The organism is Dyadobacter sp. BE31, from assembly GCF_031457695.1.
GTDB lineage: Bacteria > Bacteroidota > Bacteroidia > Cytophagales > Spirosomataceae > Dyadobacter.
Genome location: NZ_JAVDXA010000007.1, coordinates 335,750 through 356,273, shown reverse-complemented (window position 1 = coordinate 356,273; position 20,524 = coordinate 335,750). Strand labels below are relative to the sequence as shown.

Here is a 20,524-nt window from a genome sequence, read left to right as displayed (position 1 = left end):
TTAATGCGCAAAGACAGCTCTCCGATCAATAAAAACGCGCGGTGCATGACTAATAAACTCTGCTGAAATAATTGTCGGCATAGCGCACCTCACCGCCTTTCAGTTTTACATAGGCACGATACGACAACGCATGCATATTGGTAGGGAAACCGATTTTAAAAGTCTCCGTATTGAGTCCTAGTTTCGCCGTCCCTTTGAACTTTGCAACGGGATATGGACCATCCACTACGAGCTCTACCGACGTTGTTTCGGGCAAAAACGCGTACACGACCCCATATTCCTCCACGGGAATGTTGCCGAACTTTTCAAAATTCACGGTGAAAGTCTCAATCACACCACCCAGCGCATGGAATGTAGCCGGGCCGGTGTGAATTTCCGGGAAAATTTTTTCTTCCGGCTTGGGATCATTCTTGTGCGTGTGGTTGGTGCACGAGAGTGTGCAGGCGGAAAACGACAGAATCGTCCAAAATAAAAAGTGGTGTGTATAGCGGATAAGTTTTTGATTGCGCGTCATCATTGCTTTTGTTTTTCGGCAATAATAACCAGCTGAAATCAACTGTTCCTGACCTAACCACCAAGCGGCAACCGCTCGATTATCAAACGGCTTTTTACACACACATTCAAATCGCTCCTGACAGGATTCTCCGATCGCCTCCTACCCTGCCCCTGGCTCGCAGGACTACTTGGCAAGAACTAGTACGTTTTGTTCAGTCGGTTGGTCGCATACCGCACTTCGCCCCCAGCGACTCTTGCATAAGCCCGATAGGATAATGCATGCATACCGGAAGGAAAACTAATGTTGAAAGTTTCCGTATTTGCACCCATTCTCGGGGCGTTCTTGAACTTGGCCGTGGGATAGGCCCCACCGATGACGAGGTTTACCGCGGTAGTGTCCGGTAAAAAAGCATATACAATGCCGTACTCCTCGATCGCAACATTTCCCAGGCTTGTGAAACTGAGGTTGAAATTTTCCACCGCATTGCCCGACGTGCTAAAAGTGGCCACATTAGTCTGCATTTCGGGAAGTCGCCTGTCCGGCGCGGGCTTGGGATCATATTTTGGCGCACAGGAAACTGCCACTAAGGTCATGAACAGGCCGGTCAATAAGAAGAGGTTTTTGCGTCGGATAAGTTTGTCAGTGAAGATCATCATATGGTTTTTAGTAATTTTATACAAATCTTAAACTCATAAGGCGCACTTATTTATATATCTCCTTCAAATCCTTTTCAAACAAAGTATAAGGATCATGATAGAACTTCACGAAATCCGCCTCACTGACCTGGCCATGGAAGGGGGCATAAAAATGGGTAGGACTTTTGGTATCGTTGCGCCACACGAGCACGTATGCGAGCTGCAATTTCTCCGCTTTCAGGGTTTTGAGTAAAGTTTCCGTCCACCAGGTGGGGTTCGGAATGCTTTCAAGACCGGTTTCGGTAAACGCGGCCAACTTACCGGCTTTTTGCGCATAGTCTGACACGATTCTGAGCTTCTTTAAACCGGCTTCGAGGTTGTACTTGCCGTCGCGACCGAAATCGCCGTAGTTGTCCATTCCTACCATATCTACCCATTCGTTGCCGGGGTAGCGTTCGAGAAATTCGTATTGGGAGGTGAATTTATTGTCGGGAGAGAATGCGTAAAGGAAATTGTGCACACCCAGCTGATCGCGCAGGTAGGAAACGGTGAAGCGCCAGACCGCGATGAAATCCTCTTTTGAAGTATGCGCCTTGCCCCACCAGAACCAGTCGCCGTCGAACTCGTGGAACGGCCTGAAAATCATCGGCGCGAGCGTGCCGTCCTTGCCTTTGACCGAATGTGCGAAGTCGGCGATTGTTTTGAGAATCAGCTTATATTGCTCGTGGTGCGAACCACCCGGTTTGATAAGCGCCATCGCCGGTTTGGAAACATCATCTTTCCAATAAAACCCACCCTCCGACGCCGGATTGGAAAAGTGCCAGGCAACCGTCGTAATCCCGCCGCGGTTGTAGGTCGCCACCACGTTCTTCCGCAAGGCCTCGGCCGTTTTGGCGATCTCGTCCGCAGGCCGGCCCGAGAGCCCCATAAAATCGACGCCGATCACCGCGGGATGCGAGCCCGTCACCGATTTCACGTCCGAGCGCTCCTCGTCGCCCGCCCAGCCGTGCCCGTACTCCGTCGCGTGCTGGTGCCCGAAAAGAATATGTTGTTCAGAGAGTTTTTTGAGGTTACGGTAGAGCGCGGCGGTCTCCGGAGTTGCTTTGGTATCGATTTGTGCATTTGCGGCTAAGGCGCAGAGCAATGCACTTAACAGGCTCATTACAAGTCTTTTCATGCGTGTATGGTTCGGGATTAGAGATCATGTAAAGATGGTAAATATTCCCATTCCGCACGATCGCCACTTATTTTTCGATTATTTAGAATAAAATTCGAAAATTTATTAACCCTGACGAACTTTTATAATTCCCTCATTGTAATAACTGAACTATATTCAGAATACAACGCATTTTTTTGAATATTATTCTATTCGACCCCCATCTGACAGACTCATGAACGGAACTGAAATTATTCTCGATAAAACCGACCTCAGCATTCTCCGCCTCATGCAGGAGAACGCGCGAATGACCAATGCCGATCTCGCGCGCGAGCTGGAAATGGCCCCCTCGGCGGTGCTGGAAAGGGTCAAAAAGCTGGAACAGAAGCAGGTGATCGTCAAATACACGACGCGCATCAGCCCGGTGGCTTTGGGACAGACGCTGCTGGCATTCATTGCGATGAAATCGTCGGAGGGTATGGGCAGCAACAATACCGCCAAGGAGCTCGCCAAAATACCGGAAGTACAGGAGGTTCATCACATTGCGGGCGAGGATTGTTATATGGTAAAAGTCCGCACGGCCGACTCGGCGTCGCTTATGGACCTGATGCGCAACAAGTTCAGCAAAATACAAAGTATCACATCCACACGCACTACGATCGTACTCGAAACGGTCAAGGAAGAGCAACAATTAGTTATACCAGAAAAATGAAATCGCCATGCAAACGTCAACAAAAACTCCGTCAACATTAATGGTGGTACTGGCATTCGCCACCGTGTACATAGTTTGGGGATCCACCTATTTTTTCATCCAGAGAGCCCTGGAAGGCTTTCCGCCGTTTTTTCTGGGCGCATTCCGCTTCATCATCGCCGGCCTACTGATGCTCGGTTGGAGCCTGATGCAAGGCGAAGAGGTATTTTCCTGGAAAGTAATGAAGCCCGCCATTGTGACGGGTTTATTGTTGCTGTTCGTCGGCAATGGTGTCGTCATTTGGGTGGAGCAATTCCTGCCGAGCGCAATGGTAGCTATTATGGTATCATCGTCGCCATTGTGGTTTGTGTTGCTCGACAAACCAAAATGGTCGGAGAATTTGAGCAACAAATCAACTATTTTGGGCCTGGTCGTAGGTTTTGCCGGCGTGATATTACTGTTTTATGAAAAGATCATGGCAACCGTATCGTCATTGAACAGCGGCCGCGATCTTTTTGCGATGGTACTCGTCGTGTTAGGCTCGATGGCCTGGGCGGGCGGATCTTTGTATTCCAAATACAACTCGGTATCGAACTCTGCAACAGTCAACTCCACCTGGCAGATGCTTGCCGCAGGTATCGCATTTGTTCCCGGTGCATTTTTTTCGGGTGAATTTGCCTCTCTTGACATTGCTGCCATCCCTACCAATGCGTGGCTGGCCACCGGTTACCTGATCATGTTCGGCTCTATCGCGGCATTCAGTGCTTATGTATGGCTTTTAAAAGTACAACCCGCTACGAAAGTGAGCACCTACGCATATGTCAATCCGGTCGTAGCCGTGTTGCTGGGGGTTTTCTTCGCACATGAATCGATTACACCATTACAAATTTCGGGTCTGATCGTGATTTTGGGAAGCGTCTTGTTGATTAACCTGCATAAATACAGAAAGCCTAAGCAGGTAGCCACTACGTTTTAGGTGATAATCTCTTCGTGTAATAAAGACCAGGGACGCGCATCGTTTCTGGTCTTTTGCTTTGTTAAGAAAGCTCCCATGGAACTAGGGAGAAATGTCGGTCCCGGCGGGGCCTCCTGTATTCATATCAGGCCTACATTCTCGCCTTGCATTACTATATTTGGTCCGTAACTTTTACCTAAACCAATGAAATGGATCACGCGCGAGCGCCCAAAAATTGACCGTTTGGCATGCCCCTGGCTGATACGACGCTTTATCGATGCAAATGCGGAGATCATTTACGTGCCGGAGGGCGACGTGCTCACTGAGGCGAAAAGGCTCGACGCAACACCTTTCGACATTCCCGGCGTCGAATTCACCCATTATGACGACCAGTGTACGTTCGATTATTTTATCAAAAAATACGAATTGAAAGACCCTGCGCTGAACGTCATCGCGCCCATCGTGCGCGGGGCCGATACCGACGATCATACATTATCATTACAGTCATCCGGGCTCTGGGCTATTTCCGCCGGATTGGCTTATAATACCAGGGATGACCAAGAGTTGCTCGAACAAGGCATGCTCATTTACGACGCATTGTACAGCTGGGCCATGCATTTGCGTAAAGAGAAACACACCCAAAGCCCTACGGAACATTTGTTGTTGCAGATTTATAAAACCTACATCAGCAACAAAGGCGAGAAGAAGGCGAAGGTACCCGCCTGGACCAAGGACCTCAAAAACCTCATTCAGGACCATATCGATACCAACCTGAACTTCAATCTCAAAATCGCATCGGAGGAGTTGGACGTAAATCCGGCTTACCTTTCAAGGGAGTTTTCCAGGTACTTCGATAACCTTTCTTTCGGAGAATACATCCGGAAGTTGCGCATCGAAAAGGCCATTCAGCTGCTCGAATCCTCGGAGGATACGCTGGCCGAGATCGCCTACCTTACCGGTTTTTCAGATCAAAGCCATTTCAACCGCGTTTTCAAGGCGCATACCGGACAAACGCCCTCGGAATACAGAAAATTTGTCCGAAAAAGTAAAGGAAATACAAAACGTTAAAACCGTTCTATCCTGCGCGCGCATTGGTTTTTAGACTTGCATGGCGGTTTACCCCGCTTTCATCTAAAATCCCATGTTATGCTCCGTCATTTTACCGGAAAACTCCTTATTACGTTCTCTGTTCTTATTTCACTAGCTAATGACGTCTCGTACGCACAACAGCCGGCGCAACCTGCGTCGGCACCCGCAACCGCGCCGGCGCCCGCCCCTGCACCTACGTACCCGCGTGTAGCTGGTTATGTAGGCATTCTGCACCCGATCGTGACGTTTAGCGACGAGGGTACCACCACCAATTTCGATAGCTATTATGTAGTTGGATTGCCTACCGGCATTAATATCTGGAAAAGTCCTAAAATCGGCTTCTCCGCCGAATTTGTGCCATTGGTAAGGGCTGAGAAGGGTACGAGCAGGATGGCCAATTTCCTCTTCCACCCAGGCATTCTCGTAACATTAGCACCCGGGCTTACCTTCGCCGGTCGTGCCGCATTTGAAACGGCCGGGAGGTACGGCTTCACGCCGGTTTTGAATAAAATCGTGAAGAAAAATAAGAACAGCGGCTATTTTGTAGCGGTACCGGTGCCATTCCGCTTCGGGAACGGGCACCCGGCATCCGTCACGATAGGATTTCAGTTTGGGATCACATTCTGATCACGGTCAACAACAAAGTGAGCTATCCATAATCCGTTCAACTTCTGAAATGTCGCGGTTACGGCGGATCAGCGTCATGATTTTTTCAAAGTCGATCAGTTGAGATGCTTCGAACGCGATCACGCCCACGAAACTTTTGCCTCTGCTGATAAAGTTCAAATGCTTGATTTTCGCCCCGTTTACGGATTCCACACTGGAAGTGATTTTGTGCAGATTCCCGGCATTCCGGTAAATGATCCGGAGAAAAAAGGTTTTGCTCATTGGTCTTGATGTTTATGTGGTTTGTTGAGAATATGTTTTTTGACGACCGACGCCCGACCGCCGATAGCTGTTTTGTTTGACCACCGACGGCTGACGGCCGACGGCCGACCGCCGTTCTTATTTTTGACCTAAGCAGTCGGCGGTCAGCGGTCAGCCGGCGGCGGTCACTACTATCATTACGCCTCGCAGTCCAGTTAAGTGCCAGCAACGCACATTAAATTTTGTTAAAATCAGAATGCGTCGAACCAAAGCTTCGTCGTCAGGCGGTCCTCGCCCTGGGCGGCAACGGCGGCTTTGTAATTGGCCGCATTGAGCGCCTGCTCACCGGTCGGGTATGTGAGGCGGACGGGCAATTTTCCGTTCAGAACACCTGCATAGGCCGGTTTTAGCTGCGGATAATCCAGCCTGCGCCATTCTGCAAATGCTTCGAGTCCCTGGCTGAACAACGCCAGCCATTTCTGCTCGCCAATCGATTTTTTATAGTTCGCGGCATCGTAGGTTACCGATGGTTGGGCCAGGTAAGCGGCAATATCCGCATTACCCACTTTGAATTGCTGCAAAGAAGCCGTAACCGCCGCCTTATACAGATCCGCTGCATTTTCGGTAATAAACCCGCGCTGGGCCGCTTCCGCGAGGTTGAACAAAACTTCCGAGTAGCTCACGAAAACCGCCGGGGAAGCCGCTGCCGTAAAATAATCACCGAGTTTAGAAGTTTTTGTAAAACCCAGCTTCGCCGCAGAATCGGCGGGAAGGCCGTTGGTTACCCCAATGTAGCCGGTAGGGGTCGCATCTACGGTCTTGTTTGCAAAAACAGCCAGGCGCGGGTCTTTCAGCTCCTGCAACTTATCGATGATCGATTTGCTGACGCGGTAATCGTCGCGCGTTTCGCGGTCGCGGGAGACAGGGTTCTGGTTCGGCGATGCGAGGTAAACCAGCTGCGCAATCTCATCGTTGGAAGCAATGAGGGCGCTTTTGTCTTTGGCGAGCTCTGCTACCACCGCTTTGGAGATTTCAGGTTCCTTGTCGGCAATGCGCAATGCGATGCGCAGGCGCAGGGAGTTCGCGAACTTCTTCCATTTGGTGAGGTTACCATTGTAAACAAGGTCCCCGCTGATGGGCGAGCCGTTGGTATTGATCAGCTCGGTCGCTTTTTTTAGATCATTCAAAAGACCGATGTAAACGTCCTTTTGCGCGTCATATTTCGGCGTGAGCGTCTCGTTCAGTTGCAGTGCCTGGCTGTACGGAATGTTGCCGTACAAATCGGTCAGTAACTGAAACGACCAGGATTTCAGGATCAGGCCCACCGCCTGGTAATTGGTATTGCCGCTCTCCTCTCCGAGTTTGATGATGGTCGCAAAGTCCGTCAATCCCTGTGAATAGAGGTTCGTCCAGACGTTCTGCACATTCGAAATGCTTACAGTGTACTTGTCGGGATCGGTATATTGAATTTTCGCCCAATGCTGGATAAACAGCGTTGTAGTCTCCATCGAGGCATCCGAGCCGAGGGTAAGATCCGCATTGGATTTGATCGCATTCGCCAACAAATATTCCGGCTGTGCTTTAATCGCCTCGTTCGGGTTGGTATTGGTTTCCTCGAGCTGATCCTGGCAAGCCGTCAAGAGCAGGCCGACGGCAGCGATGACAAATCCTTTGGTAATGTTATGGGTACGCATAAATATGGGTCAATTTAAAAGCCTATGGAAAGATTGAAACCGTAAGAAGCGGTCGTGGGCAGCTGCAACGATTCGAGGCCCTGGCCGGTGTTACCGGTGTTGAAGGCCGTTTCAGGATCGATATTGTCCGCTTTCTTTTGCAAGAACGCCAGGTTACGTCCGTATAGCGAGAGGGTCAGGCTTTGCAGTTTGAATTTGGAAATGAATGCCTGCGGAACGGTGTAGCCGAGTTTTACCTCGCGCAGCTTGATGAATGAAGCATCGAACACACTCGCCTCGTTGATACCCGCGCTGTTACTGTAAACGCCTTTGTAGTAGCGCTCCGCCGGGACGATCACCGTGTTCGGCTTGCCATCGGTCGTTACACCTTTTGCAATGATACCGTCGTCGTACACGACCGCGCCCGAGGGAGCTGCCGCTGCGTTAGCCACCTGCACTGCCACACCCGCCTTGTTGTTGCCAGGGTAATAGTAAATCAGCCCGCCGTGGTCCGCATCGCGGCCGGGCAAGGTTGATTTCAGCACGCCGGTATAGCGGCCGGTCGCATTGGTAGCGGAGTAAATGGAGCCGCCCTGCTTGGTGTCGATCAGCACGCTCAGGTTAAAACCTTTGAAAGAGAACGAGTTGTTGATCCCTCCCATCCATTTCGGAGTATAATGGCCCAATACTTGCAAACTAGGGTTTTTGGTAGGCAAGCCGTTGGCACCGATGATCTGCTCGCCGTTTTCGTCCCGGGCAAATGCCGAGCCGAAGATGGCGCCGTAGCCGAGGCCCTTGCTTGCATACACGGTCACACCATTGGTACCCAGTTTGTAGTCGTTCAGGAAGCCTTCGTCATCGAGCTCTACCACTTTGCTGCGGTTTCTCGAAAAGTTGATACCGATATCCCATTTAAAACCTGATTCGGTTTCAATCGGCTTCACATTCAGCATCGCCTCGATACCACGGTTATTAATATGGCCTGCATTGAGCAGTTTCTGCTTGTAACCCGTCGAGGGGCTTACATCCGCGCGCAAAATCTGATTATAGCTATCTGTATTATAATAACTTACATCCAACCGAACGCGGTTACGGAATAAGGCTATATCCGCACCAATCTCAGTCGACTGCGTGATTTCCGGCTTCAAATTTTCGCTCAAAAACACATCCGAAACGGTCAGCAAAGGTGCGCTGCCAAACGGCTGGTTAAAGGGGAAGGTATTCACGAGCTGGTAAGGATCGGTATCCTTGCCCACCTCGGCCCAGCCACCGCGAAGTTTGGCATAGGTAAGCACATTGCTTTTGATATCGAATGCATCGGTCAATACCAAGCTGGCATTCACCGACGGGTAGAAGTAAGAGTTGTTACCGGTTGGCAATGTCGACGACCAGTCGTTACGCGCCGTGAGGTTCAAGAACGCATAGTTGCGGAAACCTACTTGCGCGGAGCTGAATGCACTGTAAACCTTCTGTTTACGAAGCACATTATAGGATACCAGGGGGTCACGCGAGTTATTCAGCGTGTAGAGATCGGCCACCGCCAGGCGGGGCGCCTGCTGGTAGTTCTGCTCGTTGAAATTGCTGCGGATGTTACCGCCCACGAGCCAATCGAGTTCAAAATCAGTACTTACATTCTTGTGGAAGTTGAAATTGAAATCGGTATTGTTCTCATTCACCACGTAGCTATCCTCGGTGTACGAGCCATAAGGCGTGCCATTGGTGCCGTAAGCGACTTTGAACTTGCGCTTGTCGTTATAATAGTCGTTGCCTGTACGCACATTGGCAGTGAGCCAGTCGGTAATTTTGTAATTCAAATTCACATTGCCGAAAAAGCGGTCGCGGCGCTGCTGGGCGGTGTTTTCGTATTGCAGCAGGTAAGGGTTACTGTAATAGCTGTGGTTCCAGTTGTAGTCGAAACCGCCTTTATTGTAATCCTTCAACAACTCGGTATCCACCTGCCGGCCAAACCACAGGAATTGGAGCATGACGCTGCTCCCGCGGCCCGATGTACCAGGCAGGTTATCAGAGCTGTTCCGGGCAAAATTCGCGCTGGTAGAAAGTGTCAGCTTGTCGTTCAAGCGGTAGGTGGTATTTACCCCGAATGAGTTTTTGGAAATATCCGTATTCGGGATCACGCCGGTTTGCTTGCTGTTATTGAATGAAAAGCGGTAATCCACCTTGTCGTTCGAGCCTGCTACCGACACGCCTGTGGTGCGGGTGTGGCCTGTTACGAAAAAGTTTTTGACATTATCGGGGTGCGCTACAAACGGTACCGCCTCGCCATTCGAGAAGAACTGCGGAATCAGCCGGCCGTCCATTCTCGGGCCCCAGCTTTCATCCGTGGCGTCGTTGACACCGCCGCCTTTACCGTTCACATAAGAGAAGGCCCCACCGGTTCCTTGCCCGAAAACATTCTGATATTCAGGCAACACCAATAGCTTCTCCGAAGAATAACCAAAATTCACATTCACGCCCAGTCCGCGCTGCGTACCTTTCCCACTTTTAGTTTTAATCAAAATCACCCCATTGGAAGCGCGCGAACCGTACAATGCAGCCGCATTCGGCCCTTTCAGCACGCTGATCGACTCGATGTCGTTCGGGTTAATGTCGGCAATCGCATTCGCAAAATCACGCGAACCGTTGGCACCAGCCCCCAGCTGCGAGTTATCAACCGGTATTCCATCCACCACGAAAAGCGGCTGGTTATTACCTGCGATTGACGTTTCGCCCCGGATCACGATCCGCGACGAGCCCATTCCGCCCTGGCTGTTGGTGATGTTCACACCCGCGATCTTGCCCGAAAGCGCATTCACGAGGTTGCCTTCGCGCGCTTCGGCCACGTCTTTGGTCTGCAACTCCTGCACCGCATAACCGAGCGATTTCTTCTCTTTCGCGATGCCGAGCGCTGTTACCACCACTTCCTGCAAAATCGTCTCGTCGCTTTCGAGCCGGACGTCGAGCTTGCCGTCGCGCGGGACGGGCAATTCAATGGATTTTAAACCGATAAACGAAAATTTCAATATTGAACCGGCGTCGGCTTCGATGGCGTAGCTGCCGTCGCCGTTGGTGGATGTACCTTTGGAAGTGCCTTTGATGAGGACAGTTACGCCGGGCAGCGTTTCGCCGCTGGTGGAAGTGACCTTACCGGTCACCGGGATCGTTTGCGCCTTTGCCGGTTGCAGCCAGGCGACACTGAACAGGAGGAAAATCAGTACTAAATTTCTTCTCATGATGTGGATTGGAAGTTAGGGACAGCTTAAAAGTTTGTGATTCATTATTTACTCTACTTATTTTATAGATTTAATATACAAATGTAATAAAACGATATTATTTCCAATGCTAAGGCCGCTATTTTCTGGGAAATTGTCTGCTACGCCAGGCTCGCGATCCTTTTCCAGCCCGTACGCGTCAAAACCACGGGGTCCGATTCGTATATCCGCATAATGGCGTCCACCACCAGGTCCAGCTCTTCGAACGTGTTGAACTTGCTGAACGAGAACCTCACGTTCTCCTTATCGGCCTCGCACGCCAGCGCCTGTATCACATGCGACGCACCGCCACCCTGGCAAGCGCTCCCGCCTGAAACCTGAATACCGACCTGGTCCAGCTTGGTCACCAGGCTCCCCGTGCTCAAACAGGGAAACGACACACTGAGCACATTAGCGACGCTGTTTTCGATCGATTTGCTCTCTCCGTTATAGCAAATCCCCTCTATTCCGCTGATTGCCAGCTTCGACACCAGATATTGTTTCAGCTTGGAGACCTTGCTGCGGCTCGCTTCCAGGTTGCGGTAAGCTACTTCCAATGCCTTCGCCAGTCCCACTATACCCACTACGTTCTCCGTCCCGCCGCGCTGGCCACGCTCCTGCCCTCCGCCGTAAATCAGCGGTTTCAGGTGGTGTTTTTGCTTGATATAAACAAAACCCACGCCTTTCGGACCGTGGAACTTGTGTGCCGAGCCTACGAGGAAGTCGATCTCAGCCTCCTGCAAATCGAAATGTGCCTTGCCCATTGTTTGCGTCGTATCGGTAAAAAACACCGCATTGTACCGACGGGCCAACACACCAATCGCATGGATGTCCGTCAGGTTCCCGATCTCATTGTTCCCGTGCATAAGCGCAATAAGCGTGCGCGGGTTCGCCCGCAGGAGGTTTTCGAGATGGTATAGATCTACATTACCGCGTTCGTCGAGCTTCACGAAGCTTGTTTCAATGTCGCCCTCTTTCTCGTGCCGCTTCAATGTTTGCAACACCGCCTTATGCTCGATACGGCTTGTGATCACATGGCTAAGATCGTAAGCCTGGATTGCCCCCGAGAGCACGAGGTTGATCCCCTCCGTCGCACCGGCTGTGAAGTAAATCTCTTCCGGCAAAGCGCCCAGCAGATTTGCTACCGTACGGCGCGCCTGATCTATCGCCTCCTTTGCCCTTCTCCCCGCACCGTGTGCCGATGAAGGATTGGCATAGTGGGTGGTCAAAAATGGCAGGATCGCCTCAATCACTTCCGGGTCCAGGGCGGTCGTAGCCGCATTATCCAGGTAAATTTCCATGTGTCTCTGGTTTGTTGTTGATCAAAGTTTATTCACGGCAAGGCACAGATTTTCCCGGGCCTGACCAACCCTGATTCAGTGCACAATACCAGTTTACTACTGTGGTTGGATTTTCAGATTTATCAATAGAATTAGGTTGGGGCACCTTGACGAGTCACAGGTTGCCAGAAGATCACAGAGCCTAACCTCTCCCTTCGTTCTCAATAAATCTATAAATTCGATAGACAAAGATTGATAAAAGATTTTAAGAATGCAAGGGGTGACATTAAGGATAGCGAAAAAAATTTGCGGATGCCGTTTTGAGAGCCGCTTGCACATCGATCCCGCGGCTTTGCTCATTTGATCGTTTACCTAAGCTGAACAGAGCCTAGTTTGCGGGGAAAAATTCATCATCAAGCTAAACTTTTCAAACTTTGGCAAGTGCTGCAACATTGAAATTACTGGCTTTCGAGCGGCTGCGCGATGCGGAATGCCTCATCGCGAACGGCCATGCTGGCGCGGCTTACTATATTGGCGGATATGCGATTGAGCTGGGACTTAAAGCCATTGTCTGCAAAAAACTGAATATAGAAATTTTCGAAAAAGACGAAGTCCCCAGACATATTGCGAAGTCTTTCATGGTACATGATCTGTCCGATCTTATGATACTAGCTGGTATGGCTAGTGCATTGGAAGAAAAATGTCGTACTGATGCCGGTTTTCAAATAAGTTGGTCGCTGGTGTCTGACTGGTCAGAGCAACGCAGATACGAACTGGCATGTCAGGCCGGGAAAGCAAAAGTTTTCGTATTTTCATTAAAAATTGTAATAGAATGGCTGCAAAAGAACTGGTAGAGACACTTACCAAAGTGTTTCAAGAGGCAAAAGATGATGGTTTGATTGTAAACGCGATCGGACTCGCCCCAGCTCATCATGGAATGGCAAAAAACCGATTTGTGCTGGGAGTGAGTGCCCCATCGCTTTCAGGAGTACACAAATACGACAAGATAGAAATAATCATAAAACTTCTTTGGTCAAAACTTGCTATTAAAGACCGCGGAATGATCGAGCGTGTTCGTGTTTTTGACAACGTAGAGGTTCTCGATGATCTCAAATACAACGATTTCGAAGACTATCCATATGAAGGCTACATCGGCATTCAACGGAAATTGCCTCAGCTGTACCCAGTCGAGTAAGTCGCTTTTACCCTCGTTATTTCACCTCCTTCTTCAACTCCTCATACCGCTTCCGTAGCTTTTCCAGCGTGGGTTTCTTCGAAGAGCGCTTCGCCAGGTTCACTGTCTCGTGGGGATCTTTTGCCGTATCATAAAGCTCCTCATACCCGTGCTCGGTGTAAAGCATATATTTCAAATCACCGCTCACAACGCCTTCCACCTTTGGCAAACGCGGGCTTCCCAGATAGGTGTGTTCATAAAGGAAGTCCTTGCGGGCAGATCGCTTCTTTTGCTCGGCTGCGAGAAGATCGTACCCCTGGATTGCGGATGGCACAGGTATTCCCGCGAATGAAAGAATGGTAGGCGCAATGTCAATATTCAATGCGAGTTGGGATGATGATTTGCCTTGGAAACTCTTGGGCAATGCCCCGCCGGAAATGATCAGGGGTACCCGGATGGATTCTCCAAAACCAAACCATTTTCCCTCCAAGCCATGTTCCCCGAGTGAAAAACCGTTGTCGCCCATGAAAATAATGAGCGTGTTCTGATCGATTTTCAGGTTTTTGAGTTGCGCAACCACATTACCCACCACTTCGTCGACACCGCTGATGAGCCGGTAGTATTCACGGGTGGTTTGCTGGCGAAGCTCCGGGGTTGAAAGCAGCGGCTTCCATCTGTCGCGACCGATATTCTGATCTGTGCGGAAGAATGCGGGGAGGCTGTCCCAGTATTGCGGGGCTGCGGTGAGCGGTTCGGGGATTTTTACATCTTCATATAAAGTCTTAAAACGCTCCTGAACAGGGTACTGAGGCGGATTACCGTCTAATTCGTGCGGCGCTTTGAAACTTACAGAAAGGCAAAAAGGTGCCTCATTACCCGCAAAACGGTCCAGAAATTGCGCAATATCTTTCCCCACGCTATCGGTGTGGTGAATGGTATGGCCGCTCGCATTGACCAGCACATACTGCGGTTGGCCTTCCTTTTTGGCCGCCCAGTAATCAAACAACGTGTCGGGCTGGTTCTTTACCCCGATGCCGAATTTCCCGATGAAACCGATCTTGTAACCAGCCTTTTTCAGCAATGCCGGGTAGGTTTGAGCAAGGGCTTCCGGTTTGAAATCGGTGCCAAAATCGTTGATCCCATGCCTGGACATGTATTGTCCGCTTAGCAAACTGGCGCGGCTCACCATGCATATTGCGGTAGTAACATGCGCATTCCGGAATAAAATGCCCCTTTTCGCCAGCGCATCCAGGTGCGGGGTTTGGATGATTTTGTTCCCCATTGCTCCGAGCGCGTCCCAGCGGTGGTCGTCGGTGAGCAAAAAGATGATATTCGGCCTTTTGGCCTGCTGCGCGAGCGCTGCACAGGTGCTGACAAGCACCAGCGCGATGATGATCAAGGTCTTTTGCATATTACAAACCACTCACCCGGAGACTATCCTTGCCGTCGTACCGGTACTTCCATTGCCGCATATATTCATCGGCAGTCAGGAATTGGTCCTTTGCGTCAGCCAATTTTGCCCGGAGCGCTTTTTCAAGTTTCGCCTGTACGTGTGCGTACGCCGGTGAGCCTATGAGGTTTTTCAATTGATAAGGATCTTTGGCATTATCATACAAAAGCCATGGACCTTTCAAATCTCTCACATAGGTGTATTGTTCCGTGCGAATACCGCGGTATTCCTTTCCGCCATCCAGGAAATTGTTTTCATGAAACGGCACTGGCACCTGGATCAGCGCGGCTTCATTGCCCTTCGGTTTCCGCCGGCCGGCCAGGATAGCCGCATAATTGGTTCCCTCCACGCTTTCCGGGATTTCCATATTACTGATCCCCAACAAAGTAGGTAATATATCGACGTTAGAAAAAGGCAGAGCAAGCTCCCGCTTCACATTTCCCAAACCCGCCGGATAATGCACCAGCAGCGGCACTAACACCGACTCATCCCAAGGTTTCTGCTTCCTTGTTTTGCCCTGCGAATAAAGCATATCACCATGGTCAGAAGTAAAAACCAGGATCGTATTCTCCTCAATACCAGCCCTTTTCAATGCATTTAAAAGATCACCGGCCGATTTGTCGAGCGCTGTACAATGGGCGTAGTAACCTGCCAGGTCTTTCCGGGCTTTGGCTTGCAGCGAATCCGGCACATTCGGGCGGAGTTTCAGCCTGGCCGGATCATACATTTTGCGGTAAGCCTCCGGCGCGGTCTGGTAAGGATCGTGCGGCGGCCCCCAGGACAGCACCAGCACGAACGGGTTGTTCTTATTTCTGTCGATGAAACTGATAGCACTGTCGGTTTGCGGAAATACATCATAGCCGGGCCATTCATGGCGCACATCATTTTCATCGAAGTAGAAGGAGCTGTTGTAATCGTGCGTCACTTCGCGGGCTTTCCAGTAATCGAAACCCTGACGGCGGTCGCGCGGGACGGCGCGGTTACGGGCAGCGAACAGCTTTTCATGGCTGGCTTGCCCGTTGATATGCCATTTCCCGATGTAGCCGGTCGCGTAACCAGCCTCTTTGTAAATCTCGGCCAATGTGAGCGCTTCATTGCGCAAGGGGCGGTCGTTGTAAAAAACGCCGTGCGTGAGCGGGTACTGGCCCGTGAGCAAGCTCGCACGTGCGGGGCTGCATACCGGCATCACCGACACGGCGGTTGTAAACACCACGCTTCGCTGCGCCAGTTTGTCGAGATTCGGCGTTTTGACATCCGCATTGCCTGCGTACCCAAGCGACTGTGCATTCCATTGGTCGGCGAGCACGATCACAATATTAGGCCTGCGCGACGCCTGCGGCTTGTCGGCTTTCCAGGCAAAACCGGTCGCCATCGCCAGCACAATGCCGGCGACCGACAACCGGATCGCATATTGATATTTTGAAATCATCTTCCAGTCTCTTGCTCTGTTTCGGGATAACCTTTTTTCAACAAAACAGCCAGTTCATTAACTGTAATCACGAAATTCTTATCCTTCGCCAGGTTTGTAAATTCTCCCGGATCCTTCTGGTGATCATACAATTCCATACCGGCTTTCCCGCCGTCCCATTCGGTGTAGCGAAAACGCTCCGTGCGTACGCTGCGGCCAAAAATCTGGCCTCGCCGCACCTGCGTATAGGCCGGCTTGTTCCAGGGAGCGGCCGGGTTTTTCAGCAATGGCGTCAGGCTTTTACCCTGCAAATTTTGCTTCGGATCGAGTCCGCACAGCTCGGCCAGCGTCGGATAAATATCGACCAGCTCCACGGTGCGGCCGGAAGCTTTTCCCTTGGTACCGCCCGGAACCGAAATAATGAGCGGCACGCGCGCGGAGTTTTCAAAAAGGCTCTGCTTCATCCATTGGCCGTGCTGCCCCACATTATAGCCATGATCACTCCACAGTACGATGATGGTCTTATCGGCCAATTTCAGTTTATCGACGGCGTCGATCAGCTTGCCCACCTGCGCGTCCATAAATGTGATCGTAGCATAATAGGCCCGCAATGCCTCGCGGCGCTTGGCCTCATCCAGGCCCCAGTGCGGCGGTTTGGTAAACAATGCAGCTTCTGGAACGTCGTCCAGGTCGTTAGGGATCTCCTTAGGCAGCGGTACCTGGTCTACCGGGTACATATCAAAGTATTTCTGAGGTGCCACATAAGGTGTATGGGGCCTGAAAAAGCCCACGGCAAGGAAAAACGGCTCGTTCTTTTTCTCGGTCATGATCTTGATCGCCTCACCGGCGATCATGCCGTCGGTCTGCTCCTCGTCCGTACCCTCCGTCGCGCGCCACGCCAGTGCGCTCCCCAGCCCCCGGTCGGGTGTAAGGTTTTTGATCAATGGCTCCTCGGTTTTGTCGCGTCCTTTGGGATTCACACGGTAGTTCCACGAATCAGGGTCGTCCAGGCCGTCGGTACCGATCTGTCCCGGCACGCCGTAATGGTATATTTTGCCAACCCTTGCGCTGTAATAGTCGTTGTTCTTGAAAAGCTGCGGCAGGGTAACGATATCGGGCAGATTTTTCCGGAAATGCGTCTGTAACTCGTAGATCTTGGTCACATCCGGCCGCTGGCCCGTAAGCAGCGACGAACGGCTGGGACTGCAAAGCGGAAACTGCGTATAGGCCTTATCGAACCGCACGCCCCGCTCGGCCAGCCGGTCGATGTTCGGGGATTTCACAAATGTGTTCCCGTAGGTACCCAGGTCGTTGTTCAGGTCGTCGACCGCGATAAACAGGACGTTGTACTTCGGCTTGGCCTTATCGTCGCCATCCGCGGCTACCGAGGCAGCAAAGGGAGTAAGTGAAAGCGCAGCCAGCGCCAGCAATGCATATTTTTTCATCATAGGTTGTGGTTTAAATTATTCCTTGCCCTCCTTCACGGTCGGAGCGTCCTTTGCATCGGTTTTGGGCAAAGACTTTGCCAACTCGGCCTTCACCGACGCATACTTCGTGTCAGCAGCCAGGTTCTTCCATTCCTGCGGGTCGGTATCGTGGTCGTAAAGTTCCTCCGATCCGTCGTTGTAGCGGATATAGCGGTATTTTTCAGAACGCACCGCGTGATTGCCCAATCCATGCGTAGTAACGGAAGGGTGGTTCCACGCCGTCGCAGGGTTTTTCAGGAGCGGCACGATGCTGTTACCTTCTACCCCTTTCCTGGCAGGTAATTTACACAATTCGGTGAGCGTCGGGTAAATATCCATCAGGTTCACCGTGCGCTCGGAAACGCCATTAGCTTTCGACAAACCCGGCGCATAAACAATGAACGGCACGCGCGAAGCCTCTTCCCACAACGCAAACTTCCGCCAATGCTCCTTCTCGCCCAGGTGCCAGCCGTGGTCGCCGAAGAAAACAACGACCGTATTTTTGGCATACGTGCTTTTCTCCAACGCATCCAGCAGGCGGCCAATCTGCCCGTCGGCAAACGTAATGCTCGCCAGGTAACCCTGCACCGCCTTCTCCCATTGCTTATGCTCGACGATGAACTTGTGATCACCCTTCGGCTTGGCGATTTTCACGCCGGCATCCGGCACGTCCTGCAAATCGTTGGCAATCGTTTTCGGCAGTTTAATATCGGATAAGGGATATTGATCAAAATACTTTTGCGGGACATACCACGGCAAATGCGGCCGCGTAAAACCAACCGCCAGGAAGAAGGGTTTCTCATGCTGGCCGTTCAGAAAACCAATTCCCTCATTCACCACCTTATAATCACCCATATCTTCATCCTGCACATTCACAGGGCTCCAATCGAAATGCGCGAAGCCATTAACCGGTGCACGGGGCGGCTCGGGAGATTTTGGTACATCAAAATAGGAAGGCCACGAAGCATTGTCGTTGAATGCATTATGAAAAATCTTGCCCGCTCCCTTTACTTCGTACCCGTTGGCGGTGAAATATTGCGGAATGGTGACGGCGTCCTTCAAAACCGGCCGCCAGGGCTGGTTGTTATGGTACACCCCCGAGCTCGACGGCCTCACCCCCGTGAGCAGGCTCGCACGCGACGGGTTGCACGCAGGCGCGGAGCAGTAGGCCCTTTTGAAAACAACACCTTTCTTCGCCAGCCTGTCGATATTCGGCGTTTTGATACCCGGATACCCGCCAAACGGCCCGATCCAGTCGTTCATATCATCGACCGCAATGAACAGGACATTGTATTGAGTGTTTTGGGCGAATGCGGGTATGGTCATCGCCCAAATGCTTAATAGCATTGCCCCGATAGCGACCCGATAGTTCTTTACCATTTTCATTATTTTACTTTGATCATTAAAAAGGCGACTCCGACGGAGTCTTGAAATCTTGCGGTATCTTTTTTGCTACAAACAGGTTGCTCCTCCGGAGCTGGCATTCGCCGCCGACCACGGAGCGGTTTCCTGCTTCCAGCAATACAATTATCCTTTACGTGCGGGCTCCATAGGGGCCTCCTGCCTACCTCAATCCGCTTTATCGGCGAATGCTGGATCGGGCTCCAAGCCGGGCAGTATTACCTTCGCTACACCCGGATCACCGAATTTCCAGGCCGGCAGCTTGTCCATTTCGGCTTGAAACACCTTTCTGATCTTTTCACCCTCCGTGCCCGCCTTACCCAATGCAATCGGATTTTTCTCTTCGATATCCTTCTGCAAATCGTAAAAACGGCCGTCGGAATAGAGCTTGTAATGGCGGTCCCTGAAAAAACGGGCCGATTGCCTGTTGGCCGCTTCGGAATGGATGGGCTGGTAATGCGAGAATATCCACTTCCGGGGCGTCCCTTTTTCGCCTCTGATCTGTGGCAGAATGCTGGTACCATCGGTATTCCAGCCGACCGGCACTTTCACATTCGTGGCCTGTGCGATGGTCGGAAGGATATCGGTAAAATCAACCAAATCGTTCGTTTCGTGGGTTTTGTAGCGGCCGGTTCCCCAATTGACGATCAGCGGCACATGATGGCCACGATCGATCGTCAGCCCCTTGCCGCCTTGCAGCTTACTGCCGTCTTTCAATTGTGTCACAATCGGCCGACCGGTGCCGTTATCGCCGGTAAAAATGATGATGGTGTTCTCGTACAGTCCAAGGTCTTTCAGCTTCTGCACAATCTTGCCTACATTTTTATCGAGGTAAGAAACCATATCCCTGAAATTGGCCGTATCCTTTTTGAAACGCCCTTCCACGTCCGATTTCCAGCTTTTGCTCTCGGGAGTAGGCAGGAAAGGATCGTGTACAAGCGCCATCGGGAAATAGGCCAGAAACTTGCGGTCCTTGTTCTTTTCGATGAAATCGAGCATATAATCCGTAAAGATATCCGGGCCGTAGTCGTCGGCATCCGTTTTCAATATCTCCCCGTCGCGGTCGATGAGCGGTTTGGCGTAACGCTCGCCCTCCCGCCTGGGCTTGCTGAGCTGCCACAAACAATACTGGTCAAATCCAAAGTGTTTCGGCAATTTCTGGTTCGCGCCGAGCTGCCATTTGCCGGCAATGGCCGTAGTGTAACCGGCTTCCTTCGCCAGGTGCGCGAAAGTCTTCTGGTCCTGGTTCAGAAAACCGAACTCGGAGTAATTCTTATAATTATACTTCCCGGTCATGATCTGCACCCGCGAAGGTGTGCAAAGCGGTTGCGAAAAGCCGTAATTGAATTTCAAACCCTCTTTGGCGAGTCGGTCGATATTCGGGGTCTGATAGGTACTCCCGTACGTTCCAATGCATTCTTTGCCCATGTCATCGGCCAGGATGAGGACGATGTTGGGCGTTTGCTTTTGCGCCCAGGCCGGTACGAATGCGAGGAGCGTGAGCAGCAGGGTTAGGTGTCTTTTGTTAGTCATAT

18 protein-coding genes and 1 riboswitch are annotated in these 20,524 nt (G+C 51.3%); of the genes, 6 read left to right on the top strand and 12 right to left on the bottom strand.

The features are described 5' to 3' along the window. Positions 1-49 precede the first annotated feature (49 nt). From J2Y43_RS29280 to J2Y43_RS29270, 3 genes are all read right to left on the bottom strand, one after another. Positions 50-517 (bottom strand): hypothetical protein, encoded by a 468-nt coding sequence (locus J2Y43_RS29280; protein ID WP_309991021.1) that lies wholly within the window; start codon positions 515-517, stop codon positions 50-52. Positions 518-693: 176 nt separating this feature from the next. Beyond that, the gene (locus J2Y43_RS29275; RefSeq protein ID WP_309991017.1) at positions 694-1,152 is read right to left on the bottom strand and encodes a hypothetical protein; all 459 of its coding nucleotides are present in this window, start codon (positions 1,150-1,152) and stop codon (positions 694-696) included. A 46-nt stretch (positions 1,153-1,198) separates the two neighbouring features. Beyond that, a complete protein-coding gene (locus J2Y43_RS29270) occupies positions 1,199-2,308 on the bottom strand; it encodes a glycoside hydrolase family 26 protein (protein ID WP_409014512.1) in 1,110 nt (369 codons plus the stop codon). A gap of 214 nt (positions 2,309-2,522) precedes the next feature. Here J2Y43_RS29270 and J2Y43_RS29265 point away from each other — a divergent pair, with 214 nt between their 5' ends. From J2Y43_RS29265 to J2Y43_RS29250, 4 genes are all read left to right on the top strand, one after another. Further along, complete coding sequence (locus J2Y43_RS29265) at positions 2,523-2,999, top strand: Lrp/AsnC family transcriptional regulator (RefSeq protein WP_309991014.1); 477 nt, start codon at positions 2,523-2,525, stop codon at positions 2,997-2,999. A 7-nt stretch (positions 3,000-3,006) separates the two neighbouring features. After that, positions 3,007-3,954 (top strand): EamA family transporter, encoded by a 948-nt coding sequence (locus tag J2Y43_RS29260; protein ID WP_309991011.1) that lies wholly within the window; start codon positions 3,007-3,009, stop codon positions 3,952-3,954. Positions 3,955-4,137: 183 nt separating this feature from the next. Continuing rightward, positions 4,138-5,001, top strand: coding sequence for a chromate resistance protein ChrB domain-containing protein (locus J2Y43_RS29255; RefSeq protein WP_309991008.1), 864 nt, complete (start codon positions 4,138-4,140; stop codon positions 4,999-5,001). Positions 5,002-5,079: 78 nt separating this feature from the next. Continuing rightward, on the top strand, positions 5,080-5,649 hold the full coding sequence (locus J2Y43_RS29250) for a hypothetical protein (RefSeq protein ID WP_309991005.1): 570 nt from the start codon (positions 5,080-5,082) through the stop codon (positions 5,647-5,649). Positions 5,650-5,655: 6 nt separating this feature from the next. Here J2Y43_RS29250 and J2Y43_RS29245 read toward each other — a convergent pair whose 3' ends face one another. The 4 genes from J2Y43_RS29245 to J2Y43_RS29230 all read right to left on the bottom strand — a co-directional run bounded on the left by J2Y43_RS29245 (position 5,656) and on the right by J2Y43_RS29230 (position 12,111). Continuing rightward, positions 5,656-5,910, bottom strand: a complete 255-nt coding sequence (locus J2Y43_RS29245) for a hypothetical protein (RefSeq protein ID WP_223405107.1) — start codon at positions 5,908-5,910, stop codon at positions 5,656-5,658. A gap of 230 nt (positions 5,911-6,140) precedes the next feature. Continuing rightward, on the bottom strand, positions 6,141-7,583 hold the full coding sequence (locus J2Y43_RS29240; protein WP_309990997.1) for a SusD/RagB family nutrient-binding outer membrane lipoprotein: 1,443 nt from the start codon (positions 7,581-7,583) through the stop codon (positions 6,141-6,143). Positions 7,584-7,597: 14 nt separating this feature from the next. After that, positions 7,598-10,792 carry a SusC/RagA family TonB-linked outer membrane protein gene (locus J2Y43_RS29235; protein ID WP_309990993.1) on the bottom strand — a complete coding sequence of 1,065 codons (3,195 nt, stop codon included), beginning with the start codon at positions 10,790-10,792 and terminating at the stop codon, positions 7,598-7,600. A gap of 140 nt (positions 10,793-10,932) precedes the next feature. After that, on the bottom strand, positions 10,933-12,111 hold the full coding sequence (locus J2Y43_RS29230) for a cysteine desulfurase family protein (RefSeq protein ID WP_309990990.1): 1,179 nt from the start codon (positions 12,109-12,111) through the stop codon (positions 10,933-10,935). A gap of 116 nt (positions 12,112-12,227) precedes the next feature. After that, positions 12,228-12,321, bottom strand: a riboswitch (SAM riboswitch). A 203-nt stretch (positions 12,322-12,524) separates the two neighbouring features. Between J2Y43_RS29230 and J2Y43_RS29225 the strand changes: the two genes are divergently transcribed. After that, complete coding sequence (locus J2Y43_RS29225) at positions 12,525-12,944, top strand: hypothetical protein (protein WP_309990987.1); 420 nt, start codon at positions 12,525-12,527, stop codon at positions 12,942-12,944. Then, positions 12,923-13,285: a hypothetical protein gene (locus J2Y43_RS29220; protein ID WP_309990984.1), complete on the top strand. Its 363-nt coding sequence runs from the start codon at positions 12,923-12,925 to the stop codon at positions 13,283-13,285. Before J2Y43_RS29225 ends, J2Y43_RS29220 begins: the two co-directional genes overlap by 22 nt. 16 nt (positions 13,286-13,301) lie before the next feature. Here J2Y43_RS29220 and J2Y43_RS29215 read toward each other — a convergent pair whose 3' ends face one another. From J2Y43_RS29215 to J2Y43_RS29195, 5 genes are all read right to left on the bottom strand, one after another. After that, the gene (locus tag J2Y43_RS29215) at positions 13,302-14,675 is read right to left on the bottom strand and encodes a sulfatase (protein WP_309990981.1); all 1,374 of its coding nucleotides are present in this window, start codon (positions 14,673-14,675) and stop codon (positions 13,302-13,304) included. A gap of 1 nt (position 14,676) precedes the next feature. Then, positions 14,677-16,143 (bottom strand): sulfatase, encoded by a 1,467-nt coding sequence (locus tag J2Y43_RS29210; RefSeq protein ID WP_309990977.1) that lies wholly within the window; start codon positions 16,141-16,143, stop codon positions 14,677-14,679. Further along, on the bottom strand, positions 16,140-17,570 hold the full coding sequence (locus J2Y43_RS29205) for a sulfatase (RefSeq protein WP_309990974.1): 1,431 nt from the start codon (positions 17,568-17,570) through the stop codon (positions 16,140-16,142). The genes J2Y43_RS29210 and J2Y43_RS29205 overlap by 4 nt, the downstream gene beginning before the upstream one ends. A gap of 15 nt (positions 17,571-17,585) precedes the next feature. Further along, a complete protein-coding gene (locus tag J2Y43_RS29200) occupies positions 17,586-18,968 on the bottom strand; it encodes a sulfatase (protein ID WP_309990972.1) in 1,383 nt (460 codons plus the stop codon). A gap of 189 nt (positions 18,969-19,157) precedes the next feature. Next, complete coding sequence (locus J2Y43_RS29195) at positions 19,158-20,522, bottom strand: sulfatase-like hydrolase/transferase (RefSeq protein WP_309990969.1); 1,365 nt, start codon at positions 20,520-20,522, stop codon at positions 19,158-19,160. Between the last annotated feature and the right edge of the window lie 2 nt (positions 20,523-20,524).